Origin of the sequence: Kushneria marisflavi, from assembly GCF_002157205.1 — a bacterium.
GTDB classification, from domain to species: Bacteria; Pseudomonadota; Gammaproteobacteria; order Pseudomonadales; family Halomonadaceae; genus Kushneria; species Kushneria marisflavi.
On the sequence record NZ_CP021358.1, the window covers coordinates 2808040 to 2832182 of the forward strand.

General features: G+C 59.2%; 23 protein-coding genes and 1 tRNA gene. 13 read left to right on the forward strand and 11 right to left on the reverse strand.

Features of this window, described 5'->3' with window-relative positions:
* The first annotated feature begins 51 nt into the window (after window positions 1–51).
* On the forward strand, window positions 52–942 hold the full coding sequence (locus tag B9H00_RS12820) for an NAD-dependent epimerase/dehydratase family protein (protein ID WP_086900967.1): 891 nt from the start codon (window positions 52–54) through the stop codon (window positions 940–942).
* Window positions 943–1064: 122 nt separating this feature from the next.
* Here B9H00_RS12820 and B9H00_RS12825 read toward each other — a convergent pair whose 3' ends face one another.
* From B9H00_RS12825 to argC, 4 genes are all read right to left on the reverse strand, one after another.
* Window positions 1065–1364: a chorismate mutase gene (locus B9H00_RS12825; protein ID WP_086900968.1), complete on the reverse strand. Its 300-nt coding sequence runs from the start codon at window positions 1362–1364 to the stop codon at window positions 1065–1067.
* A 17-nt stretch (window positions 1365–1381) separates the two neighbouring features.
* The gene (gene zwf, locus B9H00_RS12830; RefSeq protein WP_086900969.1) at window positions 1382–2980 is read right to left on the reverse strand and encodes a glucose-6-phosphate dehydrogenase; all 1599 of its coding nucleotides are present in this window, start codon (window positions 2978–2980) and stop codon (window positions 1382–1384) included.
* A gap of 112 nt (window positions 2981–3092) precedes the next feature.
* Complete coding sequence (locus B9H00_RS12835) at window positions 3093–3905, reverse strand: ion transporter (RefSeq protein WP_086900970.1); 813 nt, start codon at window positions 3903–3905, stop codon at window positions 3093–3095.
* A 69-nt stretch (window positions 3906–3974) separates the two neighbouring features.
* The gene (gene argC / locus B9H00_RS12840; RefSeq protein WP_086900971.1) at window positions 3975–4931 is read right to left on the reverse strand and encodes an N-acetyl-gamma-glutamyl-phosphate reductase; all 957 of its coding nucleotides are present in this window, start codon (window positions 4929–4931) and stop codon (window positions 3975–3977) included.
* 612 nt (window positions 4932–5543) lie between these two features.
* On the opposite strand from argC, the gene B9H00_RS12845 reads away from it, so the two are divergent.
* Window positions 5544–6839 carry a sensor domain-containing diguanylate cyclase gene (locus B9H00_RS12845; protein WP_169713441.1) on the forward strand — a complete coding sequence of 432 codons (1296 nt, stop codon included), beginning with the start codon at window positions 5544–5546 and terminating at the stop codon, window positions 6837–6839.
* 98 nt (window positions 6840–6937) lie between these two features.
* A complete protein-coding gene (locus B9H00_RS12850; protein ID WP_086900973.1) occupies window positions 6938–7444 on the forward strand; it encodes a copper resistance protein NlpE in 507 nt (168 codons plus the stop codon).
* Window positions 7445–7674: 230 nt separating this feature from the next.
* Here B9H00_RS12850 and B9H00_RS12855 read toward each other — a convergent pair.
* From B9H00_RS12855 to B9H00_RS12865, 3 genes are all read right to left on the reverse strand, one after another.
* Window positions 7675–7764, reverse strand: a tRNA-Ser gene (locus tag B9H00_RS12855).
* 109 nt (window positions 7765–7873) lie between these two features.
* A complete protein-coding gene (locus B9H00_RS12860; RefSeq protein WP_086900974.1) occupies window positions 7874–8596 on the reverse strand; it encodes a DUF2076 domain-containing protein in 723 nt (240 codons plus the stop codon).
* A 71-nt stretch (window positions 8597–8667) separates the two neighbouring features.
* The gene (locus B9H00_RS12865; protein WP_086900975.1) at window positions 8668–9333 is read right to left on the reverse strand and encodes an HAD family hydrolase; all 666 of its coding nucleotides are present in this window, start codon (window positions 9331–9333) and stop codon (window positions 8668–8670) included.
* A gap of 135 nt (window positions 9334–9468) precedes the next feature.
* Here B9H00_RS12865 and kdgK point away from each other — a divergent pair, with 135 nt between their 5' ends.
* A complete protein-coding gene (gene kdgK / locus B9H00_RS12870; RefSeq protein ID WP_169713442.1) occupies window positions 9469–10395 on the forward strand; it encodes a 2-dehydro-3-deoxygluconokinase in 927 nt (308 codons plus the stop codon).
* A 101-nt stretch (window positions 10396–10496) separates the two neighbouring features.
* Here kdgK and dps read toward each other — a convergent pair whose 3' ends face one another.
* From dps to B9H00_RS12885, 3 genes are all read right to left on the reverse strand, one after another.
* On the reverse strand, window positions 10497–11036 hold the full coding sequence (gene dps, locus B9H00_RS12875; protein ID WP_086900977.1) for a DNA starvation/stationary phase protection protein Dps: 540 nt from the start codon (window positions 11034–11036) through the stop codon (window positions 10497–10499).
* Between the two features lie 153 nt (window positions 11037–11189).
* Window positions 11190–12719, reverse strand: coding sequence for a sodium:solute symporter family transporter (locus tag B9H00_RS12880; RefSeq protein ID WP_086900978.1), 1530 nt, complete (start codon window positions 12717–12719; stop codon window positions 11190–11192).
* A gap of 175 nt (window positions 12720–12894) precedes the next feature.
* Window positions 12895–13674, reverse strand: a complete 780-nt coding sequence (locus B9H00_RS12885; protein ID WP_086900979.1) for an FCD domain-containing protein — start codon at window positions 13672–13674, stop codon at window positions 12895–12897.
* A gap of 231 nt (window positions 13675–13905) precedes the next feature.
* Here B9H00_RS12885 and manD point away from each other — a divergent pair, with 231 nt between their 5' ends.
* The 6 genes from manD to uxuA all read left to right on the forward strand — a co-directional run bounded on the left by manD (window position 13906) and on the right by uxuA (window position 20968).
* A complete protein-coding gene (gene manD, locus B9H00_RS12890) occupies window positions 13906–15117 on the forward strand; it encodes a D-mannonate dehydratase ManD (RefSeq protein WP_086900980.1) in 1212 nt (403 codons plus the stop codon).
* 177 nt (window positions 15118–15294) lie between these two features.
* Window positions 15295–16215: a TRAP transporter substrate-binding protein gene (locus tag B9H00_RS12895; RefSeq protein WP_407656584.1), complete on the forward strand. Its 921-nt coding sequence runs from the start codon at window positions 15295–15297 to the stop codon at window positions 16213–16215.
* An 84-nt stretch (window positions 16216–16299) separates the two neighbouring features.
* Window positions 16300–16893, forward strand: coding sequence for a TRAP transporter small permease (locus B9H00_RS12900; protein WP_236944279.1), 594 nt, complete (start codon window positions 16300–16302; stop codon window positions 16891–16893).
* A gap of 4 nt (window positions 16894–16897) precedes the next feature.
* Window positions 16898–18184, forward strand: coding sequence for a TRAP transporter large permease (locus B9H00_RS12905; RefSeq protein WP_086900982.1), 1287 nt, complete (start codon window positions 16898–16900; stop codon window positions 18182–18184).
* A 45-nt stretch (window positions 18185–18229) separates the two neighbouring features.
* Complete coding sequence (locus B9H00_RS12910) at window positions 18230–19729, forward strand: mannitol dehydrogenase family protein (RefSeq protein ID WP_086900983.1); 1500 nt, start codon at window positions 18230–18232, stop codon at window positions 19727–19729.
* Between the two features lie 57 nt (window positions 19730–19786).
* Window positions 19787–20968 (forward strand): mannonate dehydratase, encoded by a 1182-nt coding sequence (gene uxuA / locus B9H00_RS12915; RefSeq protein ID WP_086900984.1) that lies wholly within the window; start codon window positions 19787–19789, stop codon window positions 20966–20968.
* Between the two features lie 37 nt (window positions 20969–21005).
* Here uxuA and B9H00_RS12920 read toward each other — a convergent pair whose 3' ends face one another.
* Complete coding sequence (locus tag B9H00_RS12920; RefSeq protein ID WP_086900985.1) at window positions 21006–21758, reverse strand: 7-cyano-7-deazaguanine synthase; 753 nt, start codon at window positions 21756–21758, stop codon at window positions 21006–21008.
* A gap of 227 nt (window positions 21759–21985) precedes the next feature.
* Between B9H00_RS12920 and B9H00_RS12925 the strand changes: the two genes are divergently transcribed.
* The 3 genes from B9H00_RS12925 to B9H00_RS12935 all read left to right on the forward strand — a co-directional run bounded on the left by B9H00_RS12925 (window position 21986) and on the right by B9H00_RS12935 (window position 24075).
* The gene (locus B9H00_RS12925; RefSeq protein ID WP_157663221.1) at window positions 21986–22564 is read left to right on the forward strand and encodes an NfeD family protein; all 579 of its coding nucleotides are present in this window, start codon (window positions 21986–21988) and stop codon (window positions 22562–22564) included.
* A gap of 30 nt (window positions 22565–22594) precedes the next feature.
* Window positions 22595–23350, forward strand: coding sequence for a slipin family protein (locus tag B9H00_RS12930; protein ID WP_086900987.1), 756 nt, complete (start codon window positions 22595–22597; stop codon window positions 23348–23350).
* Between the two features lie 95 nt (window positions 23351–23445).
* Window positions 23446–24075 (forward strand): YceI family protein, encoded by a 630-nt coding sequence (locus B9H00_RS12935; protein WP_086900988.1) that lies wholly within the window; start codon window positions 23446–23448, stop codon window positions 24073–24075.
* The last annotated feature ends 68 nt before the right edge of the window (window positions 24076–24143 follow it).

Here is a 24143-nt window from a genome sequence, read left to right on the forward strand (position 1 = left end):
CGGACGCGCCTTGCCAGGGTGTCATTAGTGTTTCATCCATCGAGAGACCCCATGCGCATTCTATTTACGGGTGGTAGCGGCAAGGCCGGCCGACATGCGACCGCCTTTCTTCGCGACCAAGGCCATCAGGTGACCAATCTGGACTGTATGAGGTCCGACACGCCCGGTATTGCGACCCTGATCACCGATCTGACCGATGCAGGCCAGGTCTTCAATGCCTGTCAGGCCTATGCCAGCCTTGATGAGCTGGAGCCTGGCACCGGCGTGCCGCGTTATGACGCGATCGTTCATTTTGCGGCTATCCCGGCCATTCTGCATCGGCCGGATAACGAGACGTATCGCATCAACACGCTGGGTACCTACAACGTGCTGGATGCTGCTACCAGATTGGGCATCCCCAAGGTCATCTTCGCCTCCAGTGAAACCACCTACGGCATCTGCTTTGCCGATGGCGAGGTAAAGCCGGCCTATCTGCCCGTGGATGAGGAACACCCTACCGTCCCGCAGGACAGCTACGCCATGAGCAAGGTGGTCAACGAAGTCACTGCGCGCTCCTTTCAGGCGCGCTCGGGCATCGACATCTATGGCCTGCGCATCAATAACGTGATCGAGCCCCATGAGTACCGCGAAAAATTTCCGGCGTTCATGGAGAATCCGGGGCTGCGTCGTCGGAATATCTTTGCCTACATTGATGCCCGGGATCTGGGGCGGATGGTCGATTGTTGCCTGCAGACGGATGGACTGGGCTATCAGGTGTTCAATGTGGCCAATGACGATCTATCGGTAGGGCTGACCAGCGCCGAGGTGATCGAGCGTTTCTATCAGGGGGTGCCACTCAGGCGAGAGATAGGTGAGTTCGAGACCTTTTACAGCAATGAGAAGGCGCGCCGTATGGTTGGTTTTGTGCCGCAGCATTCCTGGCGGAACGAGCTGGATCAGTAACCCCCGGCACGCGGCAGAAGCATTCCTGTAGAAGGGCCGCTGATGTCCCCGGTTTTGGGATTAAAAGGACAGGGAGGGCGCGATCGCGCCCTCCCTGTTTTTTTGCCCAATCACCAGGACACTCAGCCGTGGTTGTTCCGGTGCGTGTGCATTTCGGCCTCAATGAATGCCGCGATCATGGCTCGATAAACCTGCTCAACCACCCCGGGGTCTCCCTGCTGTTCTTCGGCCATTGTACGAACCCTTTCAATGACCTGCTTGACACGCTGAGGCGCCTTGACTTCCTGCTCGTTACGCTTGAAGCCAGCTGCCTGGTGGACGTAATAACCTCTTTCGGCAAGTGTGGCCACGATTTCACGATCAATACGGTCAATGTGTTGCCGAACCTCCGACAGGTCGCGGCATTGCTGTACGTCTCTCATGTCGGCCCTCCCCGGTGCTATTTTCGTCGTGAGCTGCCCGGTACCGGGGCCACACCCGGGCCGGTGACCTCGCCGATCTTGTGCCATTCACGACCATCGCGCTCGAGCAGGTCATGCGCGCCCTGTGGCCCTTCAGAGCCTGCTTCGTAGCCCTCGACGCTGTTGTCCTCGGCCCAGGCATCCAGGAAGGGCTGCACGGCGCGCCAGCTGTTTTCAATGGTGTCTACACGCTGAAACAGCATCTGATCGCCGGTCAGGCAGTCATAAATCAGGGTTTCGTAGCCTGTGGCCGCCGGCAGGTCGAAGAAGTCCTTGTAGGCAAAGCCCATCTTGACGGTATCCATTTCGAGCTCAGGCCCCGGGCGCTTGGCCTGAAAATCGAACCACATGCCTTCATTGGGCTGAAGCTGGATGATCAGCCAGTTGGAGTTCATGCTCTCCACATCCGTGCCACGGAACTGGGCGTAGGGCGCAGGCTTGAAGCAGATGGCGATCTCGGTATCGCGTGCGCTCAGGCGCTTGCCGGTACGCAGGTAGAAGGGCACGTTCACCCAGCGCCAGTTGTCGACCATCATCTTCATGGCCACAAAGGTTTCGGTGTTGCTGTCTTCGGCGACATCAGGCTCGTCACGATAGCCGGGCACATCGCTGTCATTGACGTTACCGGCACGATATTGGCCACGGACCGAGTTTTTTCGGACTTCTTCCCGCGGCCAGGGGCGCAGGGCGCCCAGCACCTTGGCCTTTTCGCTGCGCAGGGCGTCGGCACCGAAGGCCGCCGGCGGCTCGATGGCGACCATGGCCAGCAGCTGAAAAAGGTGATTGGGGACCATATCGCGCATGGCGCCGCTTTTTTCGTAGAAATTGCCGCGCTTTTCGACGCCGACGGTTTCGGCGGCGGTGATCTGGATGTGATCGATATAGTGATTGTTCCAGAAGGGCTCAAACAGCACGTTGGCAAAGCGGGCGACCAGGATGTTCTGCACGGTCTCCTTGCCCAGAAAGTGGTCGATGCGATAGATCTGCTCTTCCTTCATGACCTCCAGTAGGCGGGCGTTGAGCGCCTTTGCCGATTCGAGATCGTGGCCGAAGGGCTTTTCCACCACCAGACGACGATAGCGGTTGTCCCCTTCCTTCATCAGATCGGCTTCGCCCAGCTGCCCGGCGATGTCACTGAAAAAGCGCGGTGCCGTGGCGCAGTAGAACAGTGCGTTGTCGCTGTCAGCCTGCTCGAGATGGCTTTTGATCTGCTCAAAAACGTCCGGTTTAGTGAAATCGCCCTGCAGATAGTGGAGGCGCTGGGCAAAATCCTGCCAGTGCTCTTCGTCGAGCTCCTGACCACCGCCTTCGGCGTGCCTGTCGGCAGCCTTGTCAGCGATAAAGTCCTTGAGATGTCTGCGAAAACTGTCGTCATCGTGCTCGGCGATGTCGACGCCGACAATGCTCATGCCGCGATCAAGCAGACCGTCGCGGTCCAGGTTGTACAGCGAGGGGACCAGCAGGCGCTTCACCAGATCGCCGCTGGCGCCAAAGATGAACATGGTGGTGTTGTCGGCCGGTGGGGGCGCCTTTTGTTGCTGCCCGTCCTTCTGATGCTGATGGTCGGTCTGGGTCATGTCATCGCCTCATGCATGGCTTGCGTATGAAAGAGGGGCTGCGTGTCGTGCCCTTTCTATAAAGCGTAATGCAAATGCGACGTTATGCCTCATCGTTGCTGGAAAGCGCTGATCATGAACGCCGGTCGGGGCCTTTTTCGTCTTCGCCCGGCAGGGAGGGAGGACTGGACGTGTTGTGCATTTGATCCAGCCGCTCGCGCAGCTCGCGTACCTCGCCGGTCAGCTCACGAATCTGATGATGAAGGGCGCGGGTCATGTCTCGCTGGGCGCGCGCCTCGCGGGATTCCCGTTCGCTGTCATCGGCAATGAAGATCGAGCTGATGTAGGCGGCAAAACTGCCGAACAGTCCTACGCCACCGATCATCAACAGCACGGCCACAACTCTTCCCAGTGTGGTGACCGGATAATAATCGCCATAGCCTACCGTGGTAATCGTCACGATCGCCCACCACAGGGCGTCCTCGGCGGTTTCGATCGGGCTTGCCGGGTTGGGTCTTTCCACCATCAGCATGGTGATGGCCCCAAAGGCGACCAGCAGTACCGTGGCGGTCGCGGCCGAAGCGAACACGCCTTCGGCACGGTTGCGAAACAGGAGACGCCAGATCATCTCCATCGATTTGACTGCCCGCAGTACGCGCAGCACCTGTACCACACGAAACATGCGCGCGCCCTGAAAGAGGCCGGCCGGGATGCAGGCCAGCAGGTCAATCCAGCCCCAGCGCATATAGGCCAGCTTGCTCTCGGCGCGCATGAAACGCTGGCAGAAGTCGATGAAAAAGAAAAAACAGACGATGTAGTCCATGTACTGCAGCAGCCGGTTGAGTTCCGGCGGTAACGTCAGCAAAAGGCTGGCGGCCATGGCGCCGATCACATAGATCGATAGCACCAGGATAAACAGCTGAAAGGGAGTGACGCGCTCTTTCATCGACAATATCCGCTACAGCAAAACGCAGGAAATCTCCTGACGCGCCCCTTGCGCGCAAGGAGAGAGGGATTAACCGAGCCGGCAGGTCAGGCCTGTGGTCTCATCAAGCCCCAGATGGATATTCATGTTCTGGACGGCCGCCCCGGCGGCACCCTTGCCGAGATTATCCAGACGGGCAACCAGCGCCAGTCTCTCCTCGTTGCCAAAGACACACAAATCGACGCGGTTGGTATCATTGCAGGCCGTGACGTCAAAAAAGCCGCCATCAAGGACCTCACTGTCCTGCGCCGACATGACGTTCACAAAGGGCGCGCCGTCATAGTGCGCCTGCCAGACGCGGGTGATGCTTTCGGCAGTGGTGCCCTCGGGCAGATATGAGCGTTGAAGCGGGATATTGACCGACAGCCCTTTCAGGAAATGACCCACGATCGGGGTAAATACCGGGGCGTGATCAATGCCACCGTGAATGCGCATTTCCGGCAGGTGTTTGTGGGCAAGTGTCAGGGCGTAGGGGCGCGGCGCATCCAGCGACCCATCGGTTGCAGCTTCATAGTCGGCAATCATCTTCTTGCCACCACCACTGTAGCCGGTCAGTGAAAAGGCCGAATAGGGGTAGTCCGATGGCAGAAGTCCGGCATCAATCAGCGGGCGTACCAGCATGATGAACGCGCTGGCATGGCAGCCTACGTTGGCAATGCGCTTGCTCTTGCGGATGCGCGTTCGCTGGCCCGGCGTCAGTTCCGGCAGGCCGTAGGTCCATGTCGGGTCAGTTCGAAAGGCAGTACTGGCATCGATCAGACAGGTATCGGGATTGTCGACCAGAGAGGCCGCTTCCCGCGAGGCTTCGTCCGGCAGGCAGAGAAAGACGACATCGGCCTGATTGATCAGACGTGCCCGCTCATCACGGTCCTTGCGGCGTTCACTGTCGATACGTAAAAGCTCGATATCATCGCGTGCCTGTAGATAGTCAAAAATTCTCAGGCCCGTCGTGCCTTCCTGGCCATCCACGAATACCCTGGATGTCATGGTCTACCTCGCGTTGGAGTAATGGGTCGAATCTGCTGGCAGATGTCATTGTACGCCTTCAGGACCGGCGTGCACCCGGACGGGAGCTTTGACCCGGGCAGGTCGTCAATGGATCACTATCGAGCGAGCATAGGCTGGCGCCGATCCATGGTGCAACTGGAAGGGCCTGATCGGGAGGGGAGGCCATGTCAGGTGCCCCGATCTGAAGAAAGCATCAATCTCTCAGGTTGAAACAGGGCACCTTGAGCCCATGTTGTTGTCAGGATGGGTAGCAAAAAAGGTGGTCATCGCAATGGCAGTGGACAGTATTCGAAGGATGATTTGTCACTGACGTGTAAACAGAAAGATCGGCGACTGATCTGAATATCCTCTTTTCGCCCTTGTGAATGATAAAAAACGCTGTCGGTTGTCCTCCTCGAGCATGTTTCTAATTCATCATTTTTCATTCCTTTGTACGTCTTTGGCTCATGCGACTTGTGCCATTCGAATCCTTTGCGGTGCATTTTCGCAGTGATGAAGGCTAATGCGTTAATCAGACAGGAAGTGGCAGATACTGATGCCCATAATGTGATTATTGGTAGTAATAACGTAATGGAAGGTAATCATCACGAGATGAGTCATTGTCTGCCGCCGCCTGCTGACGACTGCCCGAGCATCGAGGCACTCGACAAGCTCAACATTGCAGCGCTGGTCTACCAGTGCGGCGAGCGCATTACGCTTGAAGGTATCAACTGTTCGGCGCGAACCCTGCTGAACCATTTTGACACCATCAGGACGGATGAGCCCTGGCAATGGGTACCTGACGAAACGGACTGCCATCCTGTTCAGGAATGGTGTCGTGATGGTGCGGCCACCGAGTGTGGACAGACGCCACGTGTCCGCTGGCTCCGCTTTAATGAATGCGGTCGACGCATGGCATTGAACCTTACCGGTTGTCGCCTGAAAAGTAAGGGGAAGGTTGCTCGCGTCATGCTGGTGCTGCAGGACTGTACTCAACAGATCGTTCAGCACGAAGAGCTCAGGCGTAGCCAAAGGTGTATCTCCAGCATCATCAATGCCACTCCCATGGGCATATGTGTGCTCACCGAAAATGGCCGCTTTGAAATGGTTAACCCGGCCTACTGCCGCTTTCATGGTTATGAAGAGCACGAGTTGATCGGCCGCCCCTTTTCGATGGTGGTGCCCTACAGCAGCCATCAGTATCTCCGGCGCCAGCAGCATGGCGCGATGGGTAGCCGTCATGGTCATGCTCAGCATTTCGGGGAGTGTGAGCTGGTGGCACGTCATGGCCAGCGTCATACGGTGATCGTCGAGAGCGTGCGTATTGAGGGGGAAGACGGCCGGCCTCGCGATGTGGTCTTTCTGGTCGATATCAGCGAGCGCAAAAAGCTCGAAATGGCGCTGGAAGAGAAAAACGTACGCCTTGAATATCTTGCCACCCATGACGAACTGACCGGCATTCGCAATCGCCGGTTTGGCATCAGCAGTCTTGAGGCGGCGCTTGAGCAGGCCGAGCGCCAGGATCTGGATATCAGCGTTGCCCTGCTGGATATCGACCACTTCAAGCGTGTCAACGATGACCACGGCCATACCGTCGGCGATCAGGTGCTTCAGCAGTTTGCCGAGGTGCTGTCGCGCCAGCTGCGAGCCAGCGATATTCTGGTGCGATGGGGCGGTGAGGAGTTCATGCTGATCCTGCCGGGGATCGACGTTAGCGGCGCCTTTCAGGCGCTTGAGCGTCTGCGTCACTCTCTGGCGCTTGAACTTTTCAGCCCGAGCGGGCTTCAGGTGACCTTCTCGGCCGGCATCATCGATGCTCGCGGCATGAGAAGCAACGATCTGGTCGAAAGCGTGGATCAAAAGCTTTATCAGGCTAAGGGACGCGGTCGCGACCGAATCGTTTCCTGAAGGCCGGGACAGTTTGAAGCGACTCGACTACGTTTGCTTATAGGCAGGGTCAGGACCCGATCGGAGTCCGGATCATCAATGGCAAACGAGGGCGCGTCATGAAAAGAGCTTTTTCCAGCGGTATCCTGCTGGCCGTAGCAGGTTTGGCACTGGCAGGCTGCAGTCAGCAGCCGGAAATGTCGTCGGCACCGCAGGTCATGTCCGTGGCGGAAAGCTGGCAGGGCGTATTGCCATGTGCAGATTGCGAAGGGATTGATACCGAGCTGACGCTGGTGTCTTCCGGAATGACCGGTTTTGCGTCGACCTATACGCTCAAGCAGCGCTATCTGGGGACCGACGACCGGGCAAAGGTACAGACGCGTTCGGGCGACTGGGTCGTCACGCGCGGCAATCAGGTTGACCCACAGGCCGTGATTTATCGACTTGACCCACAAGGCAGCAACAGCTGCATGAATTTTCAGGTCATCGGCAATGACCGGCTTCGTCAGCTGGATTGCAACGGCCAGCCGATCAATACCACGCAAAACATCGAGCTGCGCCACGTCGCTCAGCCGGTACGGCCAGCGTCGGGGTCTGCTGCTCAGTCCATGCCCTATAGCGGATAGATGCTTGGATCGAAGCCGAATATCGAGCATAAAACGGGCATAAAAAAACCGGCCTGATGGCCGGTTTTTTTATGTCTGGCGGAGAGGGAGGGATGGGTCTCGCTTCGCTCCGCTTGTCGGCGCTGCGCGCCTCGGCACGAACTCGAGGGCTCTCATCACCTCCCTTGAGAGGTCATTGCCTGTCACATACTCACAAAAAAGCCGGCCAATGGGGCCGGCTTTTCCATATCTGGCGGAGAGGGAGGGATTCGAACCCTCGGTGGGCGTAAACCCACTCCGGTTTTCGAGACCGGCGCCTTCGACCACTCGACCACCTCTCCGAAGGCGCCATATGGTACTGATGTCAGGATAAAAAGTCCATGCCCGAAAGCGTTCGCGCATGGTCCACCTGACCCACGATATCCTGATAGATCAACCGCTCAGTGCCGGCTAGACCTCGTCGAAATCGTCAAACCCACCGGCATCACCGCCAAAAAAGGCATTGTCATCCTGAAAGCCGCCATCGTCATAGGAAGCATCGGACGGCGAGTCATAATCGGTCTGAGCAAACCCGCCCTGATCCATGCCGGGATCACCGCTGTCCATACCGCTTTGATCACCCTGATGGTCCGTGCCGACCGGATCTTCGATGACATCAACAACTTCTTCGCTGTTGTGATGTCCGAACATCCCCATCAGCATATTGCCCAGCATCATGCCGCCGGCAACACCGGCCGCCGTTTGCAGGGCGCCTCCCAGGAAACCACCGCCGCCGCGCTTGGCATTGCCGTTAGCGCTCGGTGCCGGGCCGTTGGTCTGCCAGTTCTGACCGGGGCCGGAACCGGCCGCACGCCCCGAAAAGCTCGCTGACCGGCTGCGCTCGTCGGGACGTTCCTCGCGCTGATCGGCGCCGAAAATACCGGCCAGAAAGCCGCCACTGCTGCGCTTCTCGCTCTTTTGTTTTTCCAGCGCTTCGATGCGAGCGTTAAGCCGTTTGATGGCCGCTTCCTGAACCACAATGGTCTGCGCCATGTAGTAGGGCGCACCGGGCTGGTCGCGAACGTGGGCATCAATGCGTGCCTGAGCCTGTGCATCCCGTTCGCCGGTTTGCGCTTCGGTGTCCTTCAGGCGGGAAAACAGACTGTCGATCACTTCCTGTTCACTGCGTGCCATGGAATGTCTCCTTGTGCGAGGCATGAAAGCCGTCACAGCTTTGACCATCGTCTGACGTCATGGTGCCCGATTCAGGTCTGATTGAGTGCATGCACCAGCGCCGGCAGGTCTTTCATGTGAAGCAGCTCATGCGCCCGTTCCGGCGTCTGCTCTTCTTCGGGAAAATGGTTGATGTGGGCCACCTGCATGCCGGCGGCCAGTGCCGCCGTAATGCCAACGGGGGCATCATCGATGACCAGACACTCTTCGGGGGCGACCCCCATGACACGAGCGGCATGTAAAAAGAGCTCGGGGTCCGGCTTGAAATGGCCTACGTCATAGGCTGAAAAAAGGTGATCGCCAAAAAAGCGGCCGAGCTTTGATACTTCCATCGACTGGCGAATCTTGTTGAGTGGTCCATTGGAGGCCACGCAGCAGAGATATTCCGGCTGCAGAATGTCCAGTGATGCCTCAATGCCCTCAATCACGATCAGGCTATCCTTGAGTCCTGCCATCAGGCGCGAGCGCATGCGCGCTTCGGCCTCTTTTTTCACTGTCTCGTCAACGGCACCGTGGCGCTGCTCGAGTTCCGCCACGATATGGGCATAGACCACGCCGCGAAATTCGTTCATATAATCGCTGGCACGAAAGGGCAGGCCGGCTTCGGGCAGCGTCTGTGACAGTACCTCGGCGAGCAGGGGTTCACTGTCGACCAGGGTGCCGTCGCAGTCAAAGATCAGACATTTGAGTCTTGCCATGGGGTCTCCTGAATTCGTTCTCTCGGGAACGTCGTGACGTTTGAAAGTATCGTTTGAAAAGTTTCGGTGTGGCTTGAGTCCTGACAGCTTCAGGTGCATCGTCGCAAAACACAATGCCGGAAAGGGAGAACCATCTTGTCATCAACCATCGCGCTCATGGGCGAATGCATGATTGAAATGCATGGCCGGCCGGGACACTCCGTCCATCAGACCTTCGGCGGCGACAGCTTCAATACGGCGGCCTATCTGGCGCGTCTGGCAGGTAACGACCTGAACGTGGAGTACGTGACGGCGCTGGGAACGGATGGATTCAGCCAGGCCATGCGCGAGCGCTTTGTTCGTGAAGGTGTTGGTGTCGATAACGTCAGAACCCTGGAGTCACGCCTGCCAGGCCTTTATTTCATCGAAGCCGATGACGCCGGCGAGCGGCGCTTCCACTACTGGCGAAGTGAAGCTGCGGCGCGTTTCATGTTCGATGGTGATGAAGGTGGTCAGCTGCTCGAGCGCCTGGCGCATAGTGACACGATCTATCTCAGCGGCATCAGCCTGGCCATTTTGACCGAGGAAGGACGTGAGCGACTGCTGGCGGGATTGCCGGGGATACGCGCGCGCGGCGTTAACGTCGTATTCGATAATAACTATCGTCCCAGGCTCTGGCAGGACGTTGAAAAAGCCCGGCAGGCACATCAGGCGCTGCTGGCGCAGGTGGATCTGGCCATCGTCACCTTTGAAGACGATCAGGCCCTGTTCGGCTTTGAAACACCCGAGGCGCTGTTTGCGTTCTATCACGATCGGGGCGTCAGCGAAATCGTGATCAAGCGTGGAGCCGAGAGCTGTCTGATCGAGTGTGAGGGCATGCGCCATGAGGTGGCCGGTGAGCGCGTCGAGAAGGTGGTGGATACCACGGCAGCAGGAGATTCCTTCAGCGCCGGCTATCTGGCCTGTCGTTTGACCGGTGGGGACGTCGAGCAGGCAGCGCGCTGGGGGCACCGTCTCGCCTCGACCGTGATCGGCCATCGTGGGGCGATCATTGAGCTTGAGCACATGCCCGAGATGCCCTGACGTCTCTGAGCACGTGGATAAAAACGGGAGCGCCCCGGTGGGGCGCTCCCGTTGTCACATGACAGGTGCCGACGACATGGCCGGCAGCGCGATGTTGCGACTCAGGCGCTTTCCTGCAGGTGCGCTTCAATGAACCACAGGTTGCTGTCGAGCGTCCGTGATACGCCAGTCAGCAGATCGGAGGAGTCGGCATCCCCCAGTTCATCGGTCTGATCGATGGACTTGCGTACTCTCTTACCGGCGCCGGCGTAATGATCGGCCAGAGCCTTGAGATGGTCCTCGACGCGATGAATATCAGCCGGATAAGTCTCAAGGCTGGTGTTTTTGGAGACCTGCTGTACCGTGCCCAGCGCGGTGCCGCCCAGCTGAACCAGACGCTCGGCCACTTCGTCGACGTGGGCATCGATGCCGCTTCTGAAACCGTCGAGCATTTCATGGACAGCGATGAACTGCGGGCCCTTGAGATTCCAGTGCGCCTGCTTGATCACCAGCGCCAGATCGATCAGCTCGGCCAGACGTTCATTCATGACCGCTACTACCTTCGCGCGCGTCTCTTCCGGGAGATCGTTGCGCGTCGGGTAGAGCCTTGTTGCGGCTTTCTGGTTGGCGTCCTTGATGTTACGGGTGTTGGCACTGCTCATGAGTCACATCCTTTTGTCTAGACCAGTCAAATACTGCCCGCTCCTGCGAGCATCATGGCGTGTCACTCATGACTCGCCATGACGTCCTTCCCATGAATTTTGGTACGTTCTTCCTCGATATCAAGGCCTGCTTCAGAAGCTTTCATGCAACGCTCAGGTCAAAAGCGCCGGCAGGCATGCGCTGAACGTGACAATGGCCACAAAGAAAACGCCCAGTATCGCGATCGTGGGCACATGTGCGTCCAGAACGGGGCGGGGCATGACATCGCCATGCGTGCGGCGATGCGTCACGGCGCTTGTGGCCAGGGCAACGACCAGCATGGTGATGGCCCCGGTCACGTTCCACCAGAACCAGAAAAGTTCCGGTACGAACAGCCACAAAAAGGCGTTGAGGCCTACCCCGGCGACCAGCCCGCAGTTGGCGCCCGTCCCATTGATGGGTCGTATCAGGATGGCGGCCAGAAAGGTCGCCAGCATCGGGCCGAAAAAGAGCGACCCCACCTTGTTGATGGCTTCGATGATGGTGGGCGCGATGTTGCCGGTAAAAAAGGCCAGCGTAATGCAGACCACGCCCCAGAACACGGAGGTGAGTCGGGACAGGCGCATGTAACGTGCCTCGCTGATGGGGCGTCCACGTACGAACAGATCCTCTACGCTTGCCGCTGACAGCGAATTGATCGCCGAGCTGACCGAGGACATGGCGGCCGAAAAGATCGCCACGATCAGAATGCCGGTCAGCCCTGCCGGCAGATAGTCACGCATGAACAGCGGTACCATCAGATCCGGCTCGTCTGCGGGAACCAGAGCGCGAAATTCCGGATGCGTGACGGCCAGCGTTCCCAGCACCAGCCCGAGCAGGCAATAGCACAGAGTGACCGGAAAACGCAGCAACCCGTTGGCCAGCAGCGTATGACGCACCGTGCGGGCGTCGCGAGCGGACAATAGCCGCTGGGCCTGGCTCTGGTCGGCGCCGTAGTAGGCGGCGTAGAGAAAAAGCCCACCGATCACCATGGGCCAGAAACCGAACCCGTTGCTGTCCTGTCCGATCCCGAAATCGTCAAAGCGTACGGTTTCAAGGCGTGCCGGATCCACGCTGGCCAGAAAGGCGTCCCAGCCGCCAAGCAGGGACAGGGCCGACAGCAGGCAGACTACCAGTCCGATCACCAGCAGCACCATCTGAATGACATCCCCATAGACCACCACGCCGATCACCACGATGGTGGCCCATAGTGGCAGTCCGATCGCATGGGTGAGGATCAGCGCGATGGCATAGACCATCACACTGGTGGCGAAGGCACGCGACAGTTGGAAGACCAGGCTCAGCAGAATGCGGGTGCTGCGGCCGAAACGTTTTTCCAGATAACCGTAGATGCTGACCACGCCGGCGGCGTAGAGCGTTGGAAAAAAGAGCGCGATAAGCACGATCATCGCCAGCGGCACGGCGAACTCATAGGTCAGCCAGATCAGCCCGCCGCCATCCTTCATGCCGACAAAGGCGGGCGCCGAGATGAAACTTACTGCCGATAGCTGAGTGGCGGCGGCCGACAGCGACAGTGGAAACCAGCCAAAGCCGCGATTGCCCAGAAAATAGTCCTCGCCCGAGTGCTGTTTCCTGAAAAGCTGCCCCAGCAGCAAAAAACCGCCCAGATAGACTGCGATAACCCCGTAATCCAGCCAGGCCATGTCACCCTCCCGTGCCGGTCAGCCCGGTGGCGCTGCCGGTCATCCATATTGGTATTGTTGTTGGACGCGCAGGCGTTGATATCCAGAACGAGCGCCCTGGATATCTACATTAGGTCAGTCGCATAAGAATGGCGAGCCGGACATGGCGCTCTGCGCCTTGAATCGGCAAGGGGGATCAGAAAGAGGAACGCTCGATGCCGCGGGTGAAGAGATACCCGTCAAAGCCCGGGTCGTCGGTATCGGAGTGGGTGAACAATGTATGCATCACATGTTCGATGTGAGCCCACATTGCGTCATGAGCGCCGACGCTGTCGCGCTTTTTAAGGCAGGCAAGAATACGATCATGGTCATCCAGCCAGTTGCGGCGGTAGGAAAAATCCATGATGCGCCCGTGCAGCCGTCGCCACATGGGGCTGCGATCGCGCTGCTCCCAGAGCCGGCTGACGGCATCTTCCAGCAGCGTGTTCTGACTGGCCCGCGCAATCAGTAAATGAAAGGCTCGGTCGGCCTGATCGGGGGCGTTGCTCAGCTCATGACCACCGATGGAGGTTTCAAGCGCCCGGCGCTCCTGGGACAGCAGGGTCGACAGGGCACGAATATCGCCCGGCGTGATCTGCTCGGCGGCGGCCGAGGCTACGGCGCTTTCTACCACCTGGCGCGCCTTTAAAAGCTCAAAAGGGCCGATATCCTCGGTGGGGGCAGACATGTTCAGGGCGGCTGTCGAGGCATATTCGTTGCTGTCACCGGCGTCACGGACATAGGTGCCTGATCCCTTGCGGACTTCCACGCGTCCGGCCAGTTCCAGCATGATAAAGGCTTCACGGACCACTGTACGGCTGACGTCAAAGCGCTCGGCGTATTCGCGCTCCGTGGGCAGTCTTTCGCCGGGACGGTAGCCGTCACGGTCGATCTGCTGACCGATCTGCTCGCCAATGATCTGATACTGTCGGCGCATCCCGACCTCCCTGATGGCTCCAGAAGTGCATGAGACCCCATGCGCTCTGGTTTTTTGATTGCCTGTTGTGGCATGCCAATTCTACAGCGGTATGCTCATAAAGCCCATATAACAACACTTTAAGACCTGCTTTGAAGCCCTGCGAACCACTTGTATACCAATGTCTATTTGGTATGCCAATCATAATGCAGGTAGCCTGGCGTCATTGGAGCACACAGGCAGAGAACTTCCATGAAGATTGTAGATGCACGTGTCATCGTGACCTGTCCGGGTCGTAACCTGGTGACCCTGAAGATTGAAACCGATGAAGGGATCTACGGTATCGGTGACGCGACGCTCAATGGTCGCGAGCTGGCGGTCGTGGCCTATCTCGAAGAGCACGTGGCCCCCGCACTGATCGGACGTGATCCCTCCAATATCGAGGACATCTGGCAGTTTTTCTATCGCGGCGCCTACTGGCGGCGTGGGCCGGTCACCATGTCAGCGATCGGCGCCGTCGACATGGCGCTGTGGGACATCATGGGCAAGGCTGCCGGCATGCCGCTTTACAAGCTGCTCGGTGGCAAGAGCCGTGATCGAGTCATGGTTTACGGTCACGCCACCGGCCATGACATCGAAGGCTGTCTTGAAGAGGTCGCCCGCCACGTTGAGCAGGGCTATCGCGCCGTCCGGGTTCAGTGCGGCATCCCCGGCATCGCTTCCACCTATGGCGTCGCCAAGAAGGCCGGCGAGCGCTATGAACCGGCGGATTCAAGCCTGCCCAGCGAAAACGTCTGGAGCACTTCGAAATATCTCAATCACGTGCCAAAGCTCTTTCAGGCCGTGCGCGAGCGCTTCGGCGATGACCTGCACGTGCTGCACGACGTGCATCACCGTCTGACCCCCATCGAGGCCGCGCGGCTGGGCAAGGAAGTCGAGCCCTATCACCTGTTCTGGCTTGAAGACTGCGTGCCGGCCGAAAACCAGAGCGCCTTTCGCATGATTCGCCAGCACACCACCACACCGCTGGCGGTGGGTGAGGTCTTCAACTCGATTCACGATTGCCGCGAGCTGATCGAGTCGCAGTCGATCGACTATATCCGAGCCACGCTGACCCACGCCGGCGGCATCACGCACGTGCGTCGTATCGCGGCACTGGCCGAGCTCTATCACGTGCGCACCGGTTTCCACGGCCCGACCGATCTCTCTCCGGTCTGCATGGGGGCGGCGCTGCATTTCGATACCTGGGTGCCCAACTTCGGCATTCAGGAGCATATGCCGCACAGCGAGGAAATCGAAGCCGTTTTCCCGCACGCCTACCGCTTCGAGGATGGCCACTTCACACCGGGCGAGGCGCCCGGTCATGGCGTGGACATCGACGAGGAACTGGCGGGGAAATACCCCTACAGGCGCGCCAGTCTGCCGGTCAACCGCCTCGAGGATGGCACGCTCTGGCACTGGTAGGTCGATAAAAAAAGGCAAAACGATCAATAACGCCCTGTCGGGCAATGGATGACCCCACCGCTTGATTTGATCAGGGTGCAGGCCCTGAAGGAGCAAGGTATGTCGATGCGTCAAATGTCACGTCTGCGTCTATCACAGTTGATTGGGGCCGGTGTGCTGGCCGCTGGTGTTCTGGCGATGGCCACACCGGTACAGGCCGCCGATTACACGCTGAAATTCGGCCACCTGGCCAATGAGCAGAACATCTGGAACAAGGCCGCCATGCACTTCAAGGAGGAGGTCGAGAAAAACTCCGACGGCCGTATCGAAGTGCAGGTCTATCCCAACGAACAGCTGGGCAACGAGATGGACATGATCAACTCCATCCAGCTGGGCACGGCCGATATGACCATTACCGGCGAGAGTCTGCAGAACTGGGCCCCCAAGGCGGCCATGATGGCTGTGCCCTACGCCTTTCATGACAGCGAGCAGCTCAAAAAGGCCGTTGATGGCGATATTGGCAGCGAAATCGAGGCTCAGATTACAGAACGCACCGGGCTGGTCCCGCTGACATGGTTTGAGCGTGGCCCACGTGAGCTGACGTCCAATCGTGAAATCAGGACCCCGGATGACCTGCAGGGGCTGCGCCTGCGGGTGCCCAACGTGCCGCTGTTTGTGGATACCTGGCAGGCGCTGGGTGCACGGCCCACGCCCATGGCCTTCAGCGAAGTGTTCACCTCGCTGCAGCAGGGCACCATCGATGCTCAGGAAAACCCGCTGTCCCTGATCGAGAGCGCGAGCCTTTCCGAGGTACAGAAATACGTCAACATGACCAATCACGTGCGAAGCTGGATCTATGTCGTGATTGGCAAGCGCAAGCTCGACAGCATGCCGGATGATCTGCAAAAGGTGGTGCGCGATGCCGCCGGCGACATGCAAAGCTATGAGCGCAAGCTGTTCGCCGAGGACCAGAAACGCCTTGAGAAGGCTCTCAAGGACAAGGGTATGACCTTTGTTGAGGTCGACACCACAGCTTTCGCCGACAAGGCCATGCCGGCCATCAAGAAAGCGCTCGACCCCGAGCAGACCGAGCTTCTCGAGCGCATCGAAAAGCTCTGAAATCCTCCAGTCACGGCCTGAATGCTGACTTTCGTACCCCTTTGGCTGACGCCAAAGGGGTACGGCAGCAGGGAGATATACAACGTGAGCGACACTGAAAAGCGAGCCAGCGATGCCCTGGAGGCGCTTGATGTTCTGGGGCGTGTGCCGCGGTTGGGCGGCGTGTTTGGTGCCCTGGTCAACCTTCTGGATCGGCTGCTGGCCACCATCGCCGGTCTGACACTGATCTCGATTGCAGGCGTTGTGATCCTGCAGATTCTGGGACGTCTGATCCTGCCGGCGGCGCCGGTGTGGACCGAGGAGCTGTCCCGCTATCTCTTCATTATGATGATTGCCGTCAGCGCCGGGCTTGTCATGCGACGCGGCAAGCACATCAGCCTGGAGCTTTTTCATCATCGCTTTGGCGTCAGGGGCGCCTGCCTCTATCAGCTGCTGATCAGCGTCGTGCTCGTCGGCTTTGCCTGGCTGATCATGCCCTATGCGTGGCAGTACTCAAGCATCGGGGCCTTTCAGACCTCACCGGCACTCAAGGTATCGATGCAGTGGGTCTTTGGCGCCACCGTGGTGCTGTTTGGCATGGTCATTTTGTACGGCGTGATCGGGGCGATTGAAGCCGTGGCCGGGCTTCTAGGCCTGTCTCGTCACGACAAAGCAACGCCTGGCGGCGAGCGGAGGTAGCACCATGGAAGTGTTAATGCTGTTTGCAGTGTTTTTTGTCCTGCTGTTTGCCGGTATTCCGATTGCCTTTGCTCTTGGTATCTCCTCGGCGGCCTATCTCTTTACCGCCGGCATTCCGCTGACCATCGTGCCCCAGCGCATGTTTGCCGGCATGGATTCGTTCGTACTGCTGTGTATCCCCGGCTTCATTCTGGCCGGCAACCTGATGAATGTGGGCAACATCACCGAGCACATCGTGCGCTTTTCCAACGCCGTGGTCGGTCATATCCGCGGCGGTCTGGGCCTTGCCAACGTGGGCGGCTCGATGATCTTTGGCGGCATTTCCGGCACGGCCGTGGCCGATGCGGCAAGCGTGGGTGCGGTCATGATTCCGGGCATGGCGAAGTCCGGTTATGACAAGCCCTTCGCGGCGGCCGTCACGGCGGCATCTTCAACGATCGGGCCGATCATTCCGCCCAGCGTGCCGATGATCATCGTGGGCTCGCTGTCCGGCATCTCGGTCGGGCGCATGTTCATGGCAGGCGTTGTCCCCGGCATTCTGCTGGCGCTGGGGATGATGATTACCGTCTACGTACTGGCGGTTAAAAGGGGCTACCCGAAGGAAAAGCGCGCCACGCTCAAGGAGATCCTGCGTGAAGGCAAGAGCGCGTTCTGGGCGCTGTTGATGACCTTCATCATCCTCTACGGCATCATCGGCGGCTTTTTTACACCCACCGAGGCCTCGGTCGTGGCCTGTCTCTATGCGCTGGTGGTGGGGTTGTTCGTCTACAAGGGGCTGAACTGGCGCAACCTGCCCGGGCTTTTTGTCGATGCCGCCCTGACTTCGGCGGCACTGATGATGCTGGTCGGGCTTGCCAATCTGTTTGGCTGGATTCTGACCAGCGAGCGCATTCCGCAAATGATTGCCGATGGCATCCTGGGCATCAGCGACAACCCACTGATGGTGATCCTGATCCTCAATCTGATCCTTTTGTTTGTCGGCACCTTCATGGAGACCATTGCGGCACTGATCATTCTGTTCCCGGCGCTTCTGGGCGTGGCGACCGGCGTCGGTGTTGATCCCGTGCACTTTGGCATCATGGCGGTTTTGAACCTGATGATCGGTCTGACCACACCGCCGGTAGGCATCTGTTTGTTTGTGGTGTCGGGGATCGGCGAGATCCGCATGAGTCAGGTCGCGCGCGCCATCATCCCGTTTCTTTTGTGCAATCTGGCAGTACTGGTGCTGGTGATGTATATCCCGGCCATTTCGCTGTGGCTGCCCAATCTGGTCATGGGGCCAGCAGGCTAACGTGGCGCCGGCTACCGGGAAAACGTCACAGACAAGGAGACAGTGATGAGCGCATCCGACAATCACGATGCCATCGAGGTCGTTCGCATCGCATCAGGACATGCGCCCGAGCGCATCGGCATCGTGCACCTGGGGCTGGGGGCCTTTCACCGGGCGCATCAGGCCCAGGTGATCGAGCAGTGTATCGCTCGCGGCGAGCGTGACTGGGGGATTTGCAGCGTCAACATTCGTGGCAATCGGGCGCTGGTAGAGACGCTTCGTGATCAGGGCTTTCGCTACCATCTGGCCGAATATACCGATCGCACCCATGTCACCCTGCGCGAGATTCGCGCCATCAACGAGACGCTGTTTACCGGCACGGACCCGCAGGGCCAGCAGGGCGAGGATCTTTCGGCTCTGCTGGATCGCCTGAGCAATGTCGATACACGCATCGTGACCCTGACGGTCACCGAAAAGGGCTATTACCTGAGTCCCGGTGAGGGGACGCTGTTGAGCAATGATCCGGCCATCGTGGCCGACATTGCACACCCTGAAGCGCCTTGTACGGCGCCGGGCATTCTGGTCGAGGCGCTGGCCAGGCGCCGCCAGGCGGGCATTGCCCCCTTTACGGTGCTCTGCTGTGACAACATGCCGGACAACGGCGCGCGCACCCGTCAGGCCGTGGTGGCGCTGGCCGAGCGGCGTGACGCTGCACTGGCCGAATGGATCGACACCCACGTGGCCTTTCCCTCCAGCATGGTGGATCGCATCGTGCCGGCGATGAATGACGCCGCCCTGGAGCGCTTGCGCTCGCTTGGCTGTGACGATCCGGCGGCGGTGGTCAGCGAAGCCTTCCTTCAATGGGTGATTGAGGATCACTTCCCGCAGGGGCGGCCCGACTGGGGACAACACGGCGTCGAGATGGTCGAGGATGTCGGGCCCTTTGAGACCATGAAGCTTCGCATGCTCAACGGCGCGCATTCACTGCTGGCCTATACCGGCCCTCTGATGGGACTGGAAACGGTGGCCGAGGCGGTCGGTGATCCGCTGATGCAGAAGCTTTTGCGCCGTTACATGCTGGAGGAAGCGGCGCCGACCCTGTCGATGCCGGAAAGCGTCTCGCTGGAGGATTACGCCCGCGCCCTTATGGCGCGCTTTGGCAACGACAGCCTGCATCACCGCCTGCACCAGATCGCCATGGACGGTTCTCAGAAGCTACCCCAGCGCTGGTTGCGTGGCGGTGAGGCGCGTCTGGCGGCCACGCAGGACGAGCAGGCGCTTTGCGCCACGGTATTCGGCGTGGCCGCCTGGATTCGTTATACCCGCGGGATCGATGAGCAGGGCCGAGCTTATCCGATCAGCGATCCGATGGCGGATCAATTGGCGCAGTGCCATGCCCATGAGAAAAGCGTTGATCGAGCCGCGGCTGTCATGGGCATCGAGGCGATCTTCTCACCGTCGCTGGTCAGGGCGCCGCGCTTTGGAGAGCAGGTACAAAAGGCACTTTCATCGATCGAGCAGCTTGGCATGCGCGCCGCGCTCGAGCAGCATCTGGCCGGAGTCTGAGCCGAGGCGAAAGTGGCGGATCATTTTCAAAATGGATGGCAGAGGGAGAAAAAGGGCATGGAACATACCTGGCGCTGGTTCGGCCCCCAGGACCCGGTGACGCTGGCCGATATTCGCCAGACCGGTGCCACCGGCATTGTCACGGCACTGCACGGTCACACGCCTGATGCACCCTGGTCGGTCGAGGAGATCGCTGAGCGAAAGGCGCTGATCGAGGCGGCGGGTCTGTCGTGGTCGGTGGTGGAAAGTGTACCGGTACCGGAGGCGATCAAGCAGGCGCTGGACATCGAGGCCCGTGACCGCGCCATCGCAGTGTTCTGCTCAACGCTTGAACATCTGGCCGCCTGCGGCATCGATACGGTGTGCTACAACTTCATGCCGATTCTGGACTGGACGCGCACCGAGCTTGAATGGCCCACCGACACCGGCGGGCGCGCCCTGCGCTTTGATCAGACCGCCTTTGCCGCCTTTGAGCTGTTCATTCTTGAACGCCCGGGGGCGCAGGCGCTTTATAGTGAGGCCGAGATCGGGGCGGCGCGCCAATGCTTTGAAGGCATGGATGACACCGAGCGCGCACGGCTGGTCGATACCCTGATCGCCGGGCTGCCGGGGGCAGACCAGCACTACACGCTGTCGCAGTTTCTCGAGCATCTAAAGGCCTATGAGGCCATCGATGAAAACCGGCTGCGGGACAACTATCGCCATTTCCTGCAGCAGGTCGTGCCGGTAGCCGAGCGGCTGGGGATACGCCTGGCGGTGCATCCGGATGACCCGCCGCGCCCGCTGCTGGGGCTGCCACGGATTGTCTCGACCGCCGAGGATGCCCGCTGGGTGCTGGAGCAGGTGCGAAGTCCGGCCAACGGCCTGACCTTTTGCACCGGCTCCTATGGGGTGCGTGAAGATAACGACATTGTGGCCATGGCGCGCGAGTTTGCCCCGCACATTCACTTCATTCATCTGCGCGCCACACGGCGTGATGCTCACGACCCTTCAAGCTTTATCGAGGCGGAGCATCTGGACGGCGATGTCGACATGGTTGGGGTGATACGCGAGCTGGTGAGCGAGGAGCGCCGCCGCGCCGAAAACGGTGGCGCCCGACTGCCGATGCGGCCCGACCACGGCCACCAGCTCTGTGACGACAGGGCACGACAGACCAACCCCGGCTATCCGCTGATCGGACGGCTCAAGGGACTGGCCGAGCTGCGCGGAGTGGAGCGTGCCGTAAAGGCGCTGATCTAGCCGATGCTACTGCCGGATCGTACCGGCGCAGGGCTTGTCAGGATGAGAGGGCACGCGCTGCCCGGCGCCACAGGGCTCTTGGCGCTCTGGCGACACGTCGCAGGTGTCGGGTGCGATGGCGGCGCAGCGCCTTTGCCGGCAGGCGGTATTCCATGCCTTCCTCGATGGTATAGCGGCACGGGTTACAGAGTCCGCAGGGCGCCTGATCGATCGGGCTGTAGCAGAACCAGGACTTCTCCAGTGCCTCGATAAAGCCGTGGCGTTCGGCCTCGGCTTTCATCTGCGTCTTGGAAATCTCCAGCAGCGGGAAGTCGAAAAAGCGGAAGATAGCCTCGTCGGTATCGACGCGTTCATCGAAGGTCCAGCTGCCTTCTTCGGTAGCGACCACTCGGCCCTTCAAAAAGTGATAGGCCTTGTCATCGACGTGGACGCTCAGCTCCAGATGATGAAGGTCTTCGCTTTTGGCATAGCGGGCCAGCCAGTCATACTGACTGCCCAGATGGGCCTGCTGCGTTAGCCGGTGATACGCCGCGCTCAGCTCATGATCCTCCACAATTTCGGTGACCGGCGTGATCCGCAGCGGCTCGATTCGGGCGGCGGCTTCCGGGTCGATACTGTTCAGCGCCGCGCGTACCTCTGAAATGGCCTGCAGTTCGCGCAGACTGGAGCCGCGTCCCAGGTCGACGATGTAATGTGGGACAACCGTCCTTTGATCGACCATCGCCGCCGAAAGCACCCGATAGGTTGAATCCCAGCCGCCTGTCCACAGTACATCTATCCGCGGTTGCATAAGCTTTCCATAATTCAGGTTTAATGGAGTGGGGCGGACGCTAGCGCATTTGGTGCTATGCCGATTAGGCCGATTCGCGCGTCTCAGGCGTGCAAGGCCGCTGCGCTTCGATCCGGTCGTGTCTGCACAATGCCCAGACCGCGGGCATTCGTTCAGGCGGGCGGACGATAGCGGGTGTATCCTGCTAATCAATGATGTCTGATGCAGCGCGTCTGCCGGGGGATTTTATGACTCCTTCATCCCGCATACTGATGTTTCTTTCACTGTCGCTGGTCGCATTGCCTGCCTGGGCGGCGACACCGCTGGCCGTCGAGGACGGGGTTTTAATCGTGTTGCTGGGTCTTTTGCTGATCGGCATTGAGGCCGTGACCCCAACCTTTGGTGTCGTGGGCCTTCTTGGGCTTCTGGTCTTTGTTATCGGGGCGTCGATGATGGTCAACGCAGGCCTTTTGCCCGGAGGCGACAGCGCGCTAGGAATGGCCATGGTCATCGCGGCGGCCCTGCTGCTGGGGGGCTTTTTGCTATGGGTCGTGATGCGCTTTTTGCGCTTTCGACATATCACGCCGATGGGCGGGCGCGAGGAGGTCATCGGCGCCGTGGCCGAAGCTACTCGTCAGTTCACCGAACACCATCAGGGGGACTATCACGGCTATGCCCGAGTGAAGGGCGAGCGGTGGCAGGCGCGCAGCACTACCCCCGTGGCAGAAGGAGAGCGTCGCCGCGTCAGCGACGTGCATGGCCTTGTGCTGGTCCTCGAGCACGAGGCGCCAGCCACCACAAACGATGCAACATCCACGCATGAATAAGCCTATCAGGCCCTGTCAGGGAGACGTCGCATGCTCACCTATCTGATTCCCATTGTTGTTGTTGTTTTCATTCTTGCCGCCTCGGTGAAGGTGCTGCCGGAATACAAGCGCGGAGTAGTGTTCTTTCTGGGACGCTTTCAGGGCGTCAAGGGGCCCGGGCTCTTTTTCATTATTCCCGTGATTCAGAAAATGGAGATTGTGGATCTACGTACGGTGACGCTGGATGTGCCGGGGCAGGATGTCATCTCGCGCGACAATGTCACGGTGCGGGTCAACGCGGTCGTCTATTTCAAGGTGGTTGATCCCGAGCGTGCCATTATCCAGATCGAAAACTACGGCATGGCCACCAGTCAGATCGCCCAGACCACGCTGCGTTCGGTGCTGGGCAAGCACGATCTCGATGAGATGCTTTCCGAGCGGGATCGTCTTAATGATGATATTCAGACCATTCTCGATCAGCAGACGGAAGCCTGGGGGATCAAGGTCTCCAACGTCGAGATCAAACAGGTCGACATCAGCGAGGATATGGTGCGCGCCATCGCACGACAGGCCGAGGCAGAACGCGAGCGTCGGGCCAAGATCATCGCGGCAGAAGGGGAGATGCAGGCTTCCGAAAAGCTGGTGGAAGCCGCCGAGATCATGTCCAAAAACCCGGCCGCCCTGCAGCTTCGCTATCTGCAGACCATGAGTGACATGAGCAACAAGAATGCCTCCACCATCGTCTTCCCGCTGCCGCTGGAGATCACCAAAATCTTTGAGCAGATGCGCAATCGTTCAGAGCCCTGAGCGACTGTGACAAATCTGAAATCGTACCGCAGACATCAACAATCTAACCTATGATGTGAAACGTCGTTTCAAGAATCATCGAGGGAGAGCACCACGTGCAAAAAACCACCGTACTGAGCGCTGCCGTACTGGCAGGCATGTTGAGCATTGCACCGGCCATGGCCGATCAGCAGACGCCTGAAACCGATAACATCAACGATGTGCCGGCAGGCAACTATACGATTGATCCGCTGCATTCCAAGATTACCTGGGGCGTGGACCATTACGGTTTTTCTCACTACGAAGGCCAGTTCGTGGATCTGTCCGGTTCGCTCAGACTCGGTGAAGATCCGGCCGACAGCAACCTGAAAATCGAGATCCCGCTGAACAGGGTGCTGACCGGCAGCGACCTGAGCGAGCATCTTCAGGGCGAGAAATTCTTTAATAGCAGCAAGCATCCGACGGCGACCTTCACCTCTACCAGCATCGAACTCGATGGTGATGATGAGGCCACCATTATTGGTGATCTCTCCCTCAATGGTCAGACCCATTCCGTGGAAATCGACGCCGAGTTCAACCGCGGGGGCGTGTACGCCTTTGACAAGAAATACCACATCGGTTTCAACGGTGAGGCCACCATCAAGCGCAGCGACTTTGCCATCAACTACCTGATGCCGGAAGGTGATCAGCAGGGCATCAGCGATGAGGTCAAGCTGCAGATCGAAGCGGAATTCGTTCCAGAATAAAGTCGGTTACCTTTCTGCCATCGAGGACATGGCGTCCGTGACGTCTGATTGACAGGGCCGCGATCCTT

Coding starts and splice junctions, on each gene's coding strand:
- B9H00_RS12895 (WP_407656584.1), top strand. CDS start 15,295: ATGGCCACACCGGTACAGGCCGCCGATTACACGCTGAAATTCGGCCAC.
- B9H00_RS12865 (WP_086900975.1), bottom strand. CDS start 9,333: ATGGCAAGACTCAAATGTCTGATCTTTGACTGCGACGGCACCCTGGTC.
- dps (WP_086900977.1), bottom strand. CDS start 11,036: ATGAGCAGTGCCAACACCCGTAACATCAAGGACGCCAACCAGAAAGCC.
- B9H00_RS12905 (WP_086900982.1), top strand. CDS start 16,898: ATGGAAGTGTTAATGCTGTTTGCAGTGTTTTTTGTCCTGCTGTTTGCC.
- manD (WP_086900980.1), top strand. CDS start 13,906: ATGAAGATTGTAGATGCACGTGTCATCGTGACCTGTCCGGGTCGTAAC.
- B9H00_RS12820 (WP_086900967.1), top strand. CDS start 52: ATGCGCATTCTATTTACGGGTGGTAGCGGCAAGGCCGGCCGACATGCG.
- B9H00_RS12885 (WP_086900979.1), bottom strand. CDS start 13,674: ATGCGCCGACAGTATCAGATCATTGGCGAGCAGATCGGTCAGCAGATC.
- zwf (WP_086900969.1), bottom strand. CDS start 2,980: ATGACCCAGACCGACCATCAGCATCAGAAGGACGGGCAGCAACAAAAG.
- B9H00_RS12930 (WP_086900987.1), top strand. CDS start 22,595: ATGCTCACCTATCTGATTCCCATTGTTGTTGTTGTTTTCATTCTTGCC.
- B9H00_RS12860 (WP_086900974.1), bottom strand. CDS start 8,596: ATGGCACGCAGTGAACAGGAAGTGATCGACAGTCTGTTTTCCCGCCTG.
- argC (WP_086900971.1), bottom strand. CDS start 4,931: ATGACATCCAGGGTATTCGTGGATGGCCAGGAAGGCACGACGGGCCTG.
- B9H00_RS12835 (WP_086900970.1), bottom strand. CDS start 3,905: ATGAAAGAGCGCGTCACTCCCTTTCAGCTGTTTATCCTGGTGCTATCG.
- B9H00_RS12825 (WP_086900968.1), bottom strand. CDS start 1,364: ATGAGAGACGTACAGCAATGCCGCGACCTGTCGGAGGTTCGGCAACAC.
- B9H00_RS12910 (WP_086900983.1), top strand. CDS start 18,230: ATGAGCGCATCCGACAATCACGATGCCATCGAGGTCGTTCGCATCGCA.
- B9H00_RS12845 (WP_169713441.1), top strand. CDS start 5,544: ATGAGTCATTGTCTGCCGCCGCCTGCTGACGACTGCCCGAGCATCGAG.
- uxuA (WP_086900984.1), top strand. CDS start 19,787: ATGGAACATACCTGGCGCTGGTTCGGCCCCCAGGACCCGGTGACGCTG.
- B9H00_RS12880 (WP_086900978.1), bottom strand. CDS start 12,719: ATGGCCTGGCTGGATTACGGGGTTATCGCAGTCTATCTGGGCGGTTTT.
- B9H00_RS12850 (WP_086900973.1), top strand. CDS start 6,938: ATGAAAAGAGCTTTTTCCAGCGGTATCCTGCTGGCCGTAGCAGGTTTG.
- B9H00_RS12925 (WP_157663221.1), top strand. CDS start 21,986: ATGACTCCTTCATCCCGCATACTGATGTTTCTTTCACTGTCGCTGGTC.
- B9H00_RS12920 (WP_086900985.1), bottom strand. CDS start 21,758: ATGCAACCGCGGATAGATGTACTGTGGACAGGCGGCTGGGATTCAACC.